This is a genomic window from Microcystis sp. LE19-195.1E (assembly GCF_027532095.1).
Classification (GTDB): domain Bacteria; phylum Cyanobacteriota; class Cyanobacteriia; order Cyanobacteriales; family Microcystaceae; genus Microcystis; species Microcystis aeruginosa.
The window spans coordinates 1-8,332 of sequence record NZ_JAPZSZ010000060.1 but is presented as its reverse complement, the minus strand read 5'-3'; the positions used below and the strand labels follow the sequence as shown (position 1 = coordinate 8,332).

12 protein-coding genes and 1 pseudogene are annotated in these 8,332 nt (G+C 42.4%); 7 read left to right on the top strand and 6 right to left on the bottom strand.

The window, feature by feature from the left end:
- Window positions 1-379 precede the first annotated feature (379 nt).
- The 3 genes from O9300_RS03670 to pirA form a co-directional block, all read right to left on the bottom strand.
- Window positions 380-835 carry a GNAT family N-acetyltransferase gene (locus O9300_RS03670; protein ID WP_287970116.1) on the bottom strand — a complete coding sequence of 152 codons (456 nt, stop codon included), beginning with the start codon at window positions 833-835 and terminating at the stop codon, window positions 380-382.
- The gene (locus O9300_RS03665; protein ID WP_002760035.1) at window positions 828-992 is read right to left on the bottom strand and encodes a DUF8624 family small hydrophobic protein; all 165 of its coding nucleotides are present in this window, start codon (window positions 990-992) and stop codon (window positions 828-830) included. Before O9300_RS03665 ends, O9300_RS03670 begins: the two co-directional genes overlap by 8 nt.
- 153 nt (window positions 993-1,145) lie before the next feature.
- A complete protein-coding gene (gene pirA, locus O9300_RS03660) occupies window positions 1,146-1,307 on the bottom strand; it encodes an arginine synthesis PII-interacting regulator PirA (protein WP_002733724.1) in 162 nt (53 codons plus the stop codon).
- A 134-nt stretch (window positions 1,308-1,441) separates the two neighbouring features.
- On the opposite strand from pirA, the gene O9300_RS03655 reads away from it, so the two are divergent.
- The gene (locus tag O9300_RS03655; protein ID WP_287970114.1) at window positions 1,442-2,236 is read left to right on the top strand and encodes an SAM hydrolase/SAM-dependent halogenase family protein; all 795 of its coding nucleotides are present in this window, start codon (window positions 1,442-1,444) and stop codon (window positions 2,234-2,236) included.
- A 180-nt stretch (window positions 2,237-2,416) separates the two neighbouring features.
- Here O9300_RS03655 and nadC read toward each other — a convergent pair whose 3' ends face one another.
- Both nadC and O9300_RS03645 read right to left on the bottom strand, forming a co-directional pair.
- Window positions 2,417-3,265, bottom strand: coding sequence for a carboxylating nicotinate-nucleotide diphosphorylase (gene nadC / locus O9300_RS03650; RefSeq protein WP_287970113.1), 849 nt, complete (start codon window positions 3,263-3,265; stop codon window positions 2,417-2,419).
- A gap of 71 nt (window positions 3,266-3,336) precedes the next feature.
- Window positions 3,337-3,903, bottom strand: coding sequence for a Uma2 family endonuclease (locus O9300_RS03645; RefSeq protein ID WP_287970112.1), 567 nt, complete (start codon window positions 3,901-3,903; stop codon window positions 3,337-3,339).
- A gap of 161 nt (window positions 3,904-4,064) precedes the next feature.
- Here O9300_RS03645 and O9300_RS03640 point away from each other — a divergent pair, with 161 nt between their 5' ends.
- From O9300_RS03640 to O9300_RS03615, 6 genes and pseudogenes are all read left to right on the top strand, one after another.
- The gene (locus tag O9300_RS03640; RefSeq protein WP_002765452.1) at window positions 4,065-4,532 is read left to right on the top strand and encodes a CBS domain-containing protein; all 468 of its coding nucleotides are present in this window, start codon (window positions 4,065-4,067) and stop codon (window positions 4,530-4,532) included.
- Between the two features lie 42 nt (window positions 4,533-4,574).
- Window positions 4,575-4,739, top strand: a pseudogene (locus tag O9300_RS03635) (polyhydroxyalkanoate biosynthesis repressor PhaR); the annotation flags it as partial.
- 87 nt (window positions 4,740-4,826) lie between these two features.
- Window positions 4,827-5,870, top strand: a complete 1,044-nt coding sequence (locus O9300_RS03630) for a S66 peptidase family protein (RefSeq protein WP_287970110.1) — start codon at window positions 4,827-4,829, stop codon at window positions 5,868-5,870.
- 133 nt (window positions 5,871-6,003) lie between these two features.
- The gene (locus O9300_RS03625) at window positions 6,004-6,147 is read left to right on the top strand and encodes a hypothetical protein (protein WP_287970108.1); all 144 of its coding nucleotides are present in this window, start codon (window positions 6,004-6,006) and stop codon (window positions 6,145-6,147) included.
- A 46-nt stretch (window positions 6,148-6,193) separates the two neighbouring features.
- Window positions 6,194-7,246 carry a phosphotransferase enzyme family protein gene (locus O9300_RS03620; RefSeq protein ID WP_287970106.1) on the top strand — a complete coding sequence of 351 codons (1,053 nt, stop codon included), beginning with the start codon at window positions 6,194-6,196 and terminating at the stop codon, window positions 7,244-7,246.
- Window positions 7,247-7,451: 205 nt separating this feature from the next.
- Window positions 7,452-7,832, top strand: a complete 381-nt coding sequence (locus O9300_RS03615; protein WP_002747647.1) for a DUF7682 family zinc-binding protein — start codon at window positions 7,452-7,454, stop codon at window positions 7,830-7,832.
- A 28-nt stretch (window positions 7,833-7,860) separates the two neighbouring features.
- On the opposite strand, the gene O9300_RS03610 is transcribed toward O9300_RS03615, so the two are convergent.
- Entirely contained in the window at window positions 7,861-8,328 is a 468-nt protein-coding gene (locus O9300_RS03610) for a DUF29 domain-containing protein (RefSeq protein WP_287970118.1), read from the bottom strand.
- Window positions 8,329-8,332 lie beyond the last annotated feature (4 nt).

The following is an 8,332-nucleotide window of genomic DNA, read 5'->3' as shown; positions in this document are numbered from 1 at the left end:
TAGACCTCTTGCAAAAGTCTTAAGTCGATCCTTGTACAGCAACATTTTTGAAGATTATCAACTACTAATAAATAATTAACTGAAAGTCCCTCCCATTATTGTTTCTATCGTTTGTTTTCGGATTTATGCAAGAGGTCTATTGCAGTGTTTCCCAAATTTTACCCTTTGTGGCTCGATCAGGAATAATTAATGCTGACAGTGCCATCTCTATAGGTATGTCTGGGGTTGGGGAAGTGGTAATTATAAATTATAAATTATGAATTGGGGAGGTGGGGAAGTGGGGAAGTGGGGAAGTGGGGAAGTGGGGAAATTGAACTAAAACCCCAAAACCCTATCACCCCAAAACCCTATCACCCTATCTCCTGTCTCCTGACAGTTTTTAAATATTTTTCAACATCAGCAAAGAGCGAGTTTGAAAGCCGAGATTTTGGTAGAGATTGAGAGCATTGTCGTTATTGATGAAGACTTGTAAACCGATGCGGGTTTGTCCGCGACTTTTTGCCCAATCCTTAGCTCGATCGATTAGTGCGCTGGCGATACCTTGGCGACGATGCTGGGGATCGACGTAAATTAGGAAAATATGACCATAGCGATCGCCTGTCACCTGATCGACGGCGCTCCCCATCCAGAGACAAGCGATCGCCGTTTGTTGTCCTTCGACGATCCACAGGGGAGTATCGAGGCAAAAAAACTGTCTGACTGTATCAGCTAGATGGGAGAGGTTTTTTTGTTCGGGAAAAAATTCTTGATAGCTGCGGGTGAGAAAATTAATTAGTAGATAGCGATCGCTCGGTTTTCCCAGTCGCAGCCGATAATCTTCGGGAAGGTTAGCCATGCCAAGGATAAGAGAAAATTATGCCCAGGGATGGCTCGATCGGAGCGGGTGCCGCTAAATCTGCCGGTAAAAAAATCCGGATGCCAGTGGCAACCAGAGCAACTAAAAACACGAAGATAGTCAGGAGCGGGGCGATATATTGCCGGAAAAAAGCCATAATTATTTGATCTCTAAACTGCTGTTCCTTCTATTTTAAGGATTGCCAGTGGAGATATCGGCAATTTTTTTAAAAAAATTCGCCCAAAAAAAGTGATCGGCATACCGATCACTAGAAACCGACAACTAGACTATGGCTAAACACCGATTAAATCTAACGAAGGTGCAAATAGGCCGCCTCTGCTTCCAATTGACGCACTAGAGCCTCATTTCCCTGCGCTCTAGCTACTTCCAGTCGGTGTTGTAAATTTCTGCGGAGTGTTTCCCTATGGGCCACGGTGGCCTGTGTTAGGACTTGCTGACGATTTTTGTTCATGGTGGACAGACTTTTGAGCGACTTAACTTACCTTATATCTAAATCATAACATTCTCCTTAGGAAACTGTATCTTTAGCTACTGAATTTAGCGTTAAGATTTATTAAAGCTGTTGGCAACCATAGTGACAAGTCAATGACGGAACAGGCACTGATAACCCTTACTAGCGATTTTGGACTACAGGACGGTTATGTGGGCATTATCAAGGGAGTAATCGCGGGAATTGCCCCCCATGCTCGCACGATCGATCTGAATCATCAAATTTCGCCCCAAGACCTTTACGCTGGTCGTTTTATCCTCCTGAATGCCTATCAATATTTTCCCCAAGGCACTATTCATCTGGCAGTTATAGATCCGGGGGTAGGAAGCAAAAGACGCGGAGTAGGGATTCGTTTTGCCGGTGGTTATTTAGTTGGTCCAGATAATGGTTTATTTAGTGGCATTTTAAGCCAATCTCCCGCTATATCTGCCGTTAATCTCGATAATTCTTCCTATTGGCGCACCCCTAACCCTAGCACTACTTTTCATGGTCGTGATATTTTTGCTCCTGTGGCCGCTTATTTGTCCCGGGGAGTACCCCTAGAAATGTTAGGTGAGATTATTGATCCCGATAGCTTGCAACAATTAGCGATCGCTGTTCCGCAAATCGAGGAAGATAAAATCAGGGGTCAAATTCAATATATTGACATTTTCGGCAATTTAATCAGCAATATTCCCGATTATCTCCTAGAGGGAAAAAATTGGTCGGTGCAGTTGGGGCCAAAAATTATCCCCGCAAAAAACACCTACAGTGATGTTCCTTCCGGAGAAATAGTTGCTTTTATCGGTAGTCACGGGGGGTTAGAAATTGCCGTCAATAGTGGTAGCGCCCAAAAGCAATTACACCTAAATATTGGCGATGCGATCGAGGTTACAATAGATAGGAGATAGGAGATAGGAGTCAGGAGTCAGGAGTTAGCAGTCAGTATTCTCCGAGTCAGGAGATAGGAGTCAGGAGTCGGTCGTCAGGAGTCAGGAGACGGGAGACGGGAGATTATTTTTATTTATTCTCCCCAATTCATAATTCATAATTCCCACTGATAACTGATAACTGATCACTGATATAGCTTTTTAATCAATTCTCATACTAATATCTAACCAAGTAGAACGGGTAATCGGGGCGCTAGTGGAAATATAATCTACTCCTGTTTCGGCAACGTTGCGAATGCGATCGAGGGTAATATTTCCCGATGCTTCTATTTTGGTTTTACTATTAAAATTGCGGATCATCTCCACAGCAGTTTGCATCATCTCTAAATCCATATTATCTAACATAATGATCTCTACCTGCTGCTGCAGGGCCTGATTCACTTCTTCTAATTGGCTGGTTTCTACCTCAATTGTGAGAGGATAGGGCATATTTTGCCGTACACGACGCACTGCTTCCTCAATGCTGCCCGCTGCTTGAATATGATTATCTTTAATCATAATTGCATCATCTAAGCCCAAACGATGGTTAATAGCGCCACCGATACTGGAGGCATATTTTTCTAAAATTCGCAATCCGGGGGTAGTTTTGCGAGTATCCACCAATCTTGTCGATAAATCGGCAATTTTCTCCACATACTGACGAGTGGCACTAGCAATCCCACTCAAGCGCATGGCAAGATTTAAAGCGACTCTTTCCCCAATTAACAGCGCATCGAGGGAACCTTCTATCTCAGCAATAACTTTAGACTTGGGGCAAAATTCCCCCTCGGCAACGGTGGAGGTAAAGTGAATAGTGGGGTTAAGCAGTTGAAAAACTCTTTCAGCTACGGGTAAACCGGCAATAACTCCCGCTTCTTTGGCAATCCAACTAGCTTGACCAATTTTAGCATGACCGAAGAAAATTGCTTGGGTGGTGCGATCGCCTCTACCGAGATCTTCTCGTAACCAGTTTTCTAACAAGGGATCAAGGACTAATAGGGGCGGTAACATAGAATTTATCGAAAAAATCGGGACGTATTTATTTTAAGTCTAGGAATGTTTGACCTTTTTGTAAACTTTCTTTAATCGAAACTTATCCCTTCATAGAGTAACTCGATCGCACAGTGAAAATCGAGACTAGATAGAATAATTTCTTCCCCTTGACTATAAGCGCAGTAAAACCAAATTTTATCTTCACCGCGACGATAAACCTCAACACTGATCGATTCGGCATCGACTAAAACGTATTCTTGTAAACTGGCAATCTGACGATAATATTGTAACTTTTTGGTGCGATCATAGTTTCCTGTGCTAGGGGAAAGCACTTCAATAATCACTTGTGGATGTTGAATAAAATTACGAGATTCTCTATCCCTAGAATCGCAACTAATCACCAAATCGGGATAAAAATAACGACTATTATTAGCTTGTACTTTCGCATCAGATACATTCACCCGACAGCCTCGCGGACGGAGATGAAGTCTTAAAGCAGTGTAAAAATTCAAGGTAATATCATTATGAGGCAGACTACCCCCAGTCATGGCGATAATTTCCCCATCAATGTATTCATGGCGACATTCCTGTGTAGCTTCCCATTCTAGATACTCTTCCGGGGTCATTCTTTCTGGGTATTGAGGTTGAGCGATCATTTTTCTTTTTCCTTGTCAACTAACTAAATGAATATCCCATTTCCTTTTTATGTTAGAACATTTTCTCGCCCGAAGATTTAAGAATAGTCATAATTAAGCGGTGACTGATTAGCCTAATGATAAGATGGAGACAGAAAGCATTATTATCGCAGGTCGCTAAGATGACGAAAACAGTTGCCGATATCATGACTCCCAATCCCATCACCGTCACCGCTAACACTTCTCTGTCTGAAGCAGTGAAGATTTTGGCCGAAAAGCGGTTTAGTGGTTTACCCGTGGTGGATGACAATATACGACTGATTGGGGTTATCTCCGAAACTGACCTTATGTGGCAGGAAACGGGAGTAGAAGCTCCTCCTTACATTATGCTCCTCGATAGTGTCATCTATCTACAAAATCCTAGCCGTCACGAGAAATTACTCCATAAAGCTCTCGGTCAAACCGTGGGGGAAGTAATGACCGATAAACCTATTAGTATCACAGCCGATCGCCCTTTGAAAGAAGCGGCCTCGTTAATGTATGATCGTCATGTGCGTCGTTTACCGGTGATTGAGGAAGAAACCCACAAAGTAATTGGTATTATCACTCGCGGTGATATCATTCGCGATATGGCAAAATCCGAAGCATAATTGCTTTTCTAGGGCAACAATTAACTAAAAGGCCTTGAACAAATGAATCAATCTCAGGAAACGGTTACTTATTCCCTAGAAACTATCTTGACGCGGATGGAGGGAAAAATCGATTCGTTACAAAAAGATGTGACGGATTTAAAGGTAGGGCAAGCGGTGTTAACGGGAAAAGTTGAGGGAATAGAAAATCGATTAAACTCATGGGGGTAAAACCAGAAATATGTGAAAACTTTTTTTCTGAGCAGTAATCCCTAAATTCTTGTTTCCCTTGCAATTTTTCTAAAAACTATCAGGATGAAGCGCCGTCAATTTCTCACTAATTCCGCCCTAACTGCTGTTAGTTTTTCCCTAATTACCAGAAAAGTTATTAGCAATAATTTTCCTCTAATTAAACCGCCACATCTACAACCGGGGGACGGAGTGGGTATTATTAGTCCGGCGGGGGCAACTTTTAAAGAAGATGATTTGAATATAGTTATTGAAGCAGTTAAAGCTTTAAAATTAGTCCCAAAAGTTGGTCAACACGCTTTAGATCGTTATGGTTATCTAGCCGGTAAAGATAGCGAGCGAGCCGCGGATATAAATCAATTTTTTGCCGATGATAATATTGCCTTAATTTTACCAATTCGCGGCGGTTGGGGAAGTGCTCGTTTATTACCTTATCTCGACTACGATTTAATTCGCCGTCATCCGAAAATTATCTGTGGTTTTAGTGATATAACTTCTTTATTATTAGCTATTTATGCCAAAACTGGTTTAGTTACTTTCCATGCTCCCAATGGCTTTTCTAGTTGGCGCACCGCTCAAACTGAAAGCTTTCGACAGGTTTTATTTTCTGGGGAAAAGTTGACTTTTAGAAATATTCCCGATCCCGATGATGCCAATCGTTTAATGCGGGTAAAAAATCGGATTCAACCTATTACTAAAGGTCAAGCAAAAGGTAAATTAATCGGTGGTAATTTAACCACTTTAGCCTCGATCGCAGGTTCTCCCTATCTACCAGATTTTACCAGTGCTATCCTATTTTTAGAAGATATTGGTGAAGATATTTATGAAATAGATCGCCTGTTAAATCAATTAAAATTAGCGGGAATTCTCGATAATTTAGCTGGGTTTATCTTCGGTCAATGTAGCAATTGTGGCGCCGATAGTGACTATGGTTCCCTGACTTTAGAAGAAGTGATCCGAGAATATATCCAACCCTTAAAAATTCCCGCTTGTTTAGGTTTGATGATCGGACATTTGGAGATTATCGAGACTCTAGCTATTGGTATTGCAGTAGAATTTGATGCTAATCGGGGAACAATTACTATGTTAGAATCGGCGGTTAGTAAGTAGGTGTTAAAGCATCAAAAACTGTTCCGGCGTTGCCACTCAAAGACTTTTTCAGCAGCTCCTATATTAATTTTTTGGGTACTGATAAGTAGTTGGACAAAAGTAAAGTTAACTGTGGGGTAAGGAGTCAGTCCCGATGAAAAAATTTTCACCCCCACAGATGAAAGAGGTTTCTTTCCCTACACCCCACACCCTACACCCTACACCCTCTTTCAAGTCAGAGGAATGTAGCGAAATATACGGAGCGCTCGAACCAATTTGTAATATATGTGGGCTATAAAATAGGATGATGCGAGCGTTGTCCATACTTGCATCGGGAGGGAACCGTGACGACTTTTCTGGCTTCGCTCAATTTACTGCCTTCTAGTTCTCCCGCTGCCAATTTTCGGACTGGAGAATGGACTTTTCCCACACTCTACTCCACTCTTGCTCCTGCTGCCCTAGCAGATTTAGTTTTTTCTCGTTACGAGATTGATGTACCGAAAAATTGTCAATTTTGGCATCGGGGTTTAAGTGATGTGTATCTCCTCGAAACCCTGAAAACTCCCTACATTTTGCGCGTATCTCACTGCCATTGGCGCAGCAAAATGGAAATAGACTTCGAGTTAGAATTATTAGATTATCTCGATCGCTCTCAGGTTCCCGTCGCCGCCCCAATTCGCAGCAAAAACGGTGATTTATCCCTAGAAATTAATGCTCCGGAAGGGAAACGTTACGCCGTCCTTTTTCCCTATGCTCCTGGAGGAATTGCTATTGGGGACATAGATATAGAACAAGCCTATCATTTGGGGGCGATCGTGGCTAATTTACATCGGGTGACAGCAGATTTTCAACCCCTAGCCTATCGTCATCCCCTCAACCTCAAATATCTTCTCGACGATTCCCTGCAAATTATCGCACCTTTTCTGCACCAACGACCGAGCGACCTAGACTGTGTCTTAGAAACCATTGGGGAAATAGAGGAAGAAACCGCTAAATTACCGAGAGAATCTCCCTATTGGGGCATTTGTTGGGGCGATCCTCATAGTGGTAATGTGCATATCACCCCTGATAATCAGATGACCCTATTTGATTTCGATCAGTGCGGTTATGGTTGGCGAGTTTTTGATATCGCTAAATTTCTGCAAGTTTCCCTACAATCCGGCTTAAATCGCCAGGTTCGCCATGGTTTCATCCAAGGCTACGATGAAACAGTGCCTTTAACCGATGGTGAATTATCTTGTCTTCAGTATCTCACCCAAGCGGCCTATATTTGGTCTTGGTCAATTAGCTTAAATAACCTGCGTTTAACCGATTATAGTCGTCTCTGTGGCAATTATTTTAGTAGCCGTTTGGCCATTCTCAAACGCTTAAGAACCCAAGAATGGGAATTATTCTAAGCAGCCTTAATCTTGTCGATGACAGCAGCCTCAACTAACGAAGATAAACTTTCTTGCCGGTCAATCGCCACACCGGGGATCGATCCCTGTATGCTGGTAAGTATAGATAATCACTAGGTAAAGACTTTCTTCTCCATCTGCCAAAAGTGAAGCAAGCTTTACCGCTTTTGAATACTCCCTCACAGCCTCACAGACAGATGGTATTATGTCCAGAAGAAAGAAGAAGTTTCCCTGTGGTCACAAGGGTTATGGCCAAGTCTGCCATCATTGCGCTCAACTAGATGCCGCTTGGGAAGAAAGAAAACGTCAAAAAAATGCTTGGGAAGCCACTTTTTCCCAAGATCCGATCGATCTGCGGGAATTACCGAAAAATGTGGTACTTAAAGCTAGGGAAATCCTGCAAGGATTGCAAAATCACCGCAATTATCGAGATTTCCACGGTAAACGATTGCGACACGATCGCTTTATTATCAGTATCCCCGTTACCCGCAATTATCGCCTCATCTGTCGCGACCACGGCAATCTCCTCGTCCCAGAAGCGGTCATCTCTCACGAGGACTATAACGTCTGTAAACCGGGTAGGTGAAGCTAATCTTTAGGTTGCTTGGGAAGATTTATGTCTCCCCAAAATCCGGCAGCCAATTTTGATCGAGAATCTCCTCTAGACTAGCTAACAATTCCACAGGGAAAATACTGGCATCTAATTGGGTTTCGTCAATAATCAGATGGCGAGCATCGAGATAACATTTCGCTAAAATTTCTCTTAAATAGGACTTTAAACTGGGACTATCTTCTAAAAGATCGGCAATTTGTAGGCGAAAATTTCTGATTTCTTTTTTCCATGCTGCTTGATTGTAATCTCGTGGCGATTGCCAGTAAGTTAACTTTAGTAAATGCTCTAAAAGTCGAGTTAAGAGACTCTTAAGCGCTCGTCGATTATTTTTTCCCAAATCTGCCAACTCCTCTAATAAATTCTGCCAATCTACTGCTTGAAAATCCCCTTGACGCAATTGGTTGATAGTGGACTCTAACCAAAGTTGATAATCGCTATCGTAGAGATTTGAAATGGTAATATTCATCATTTTT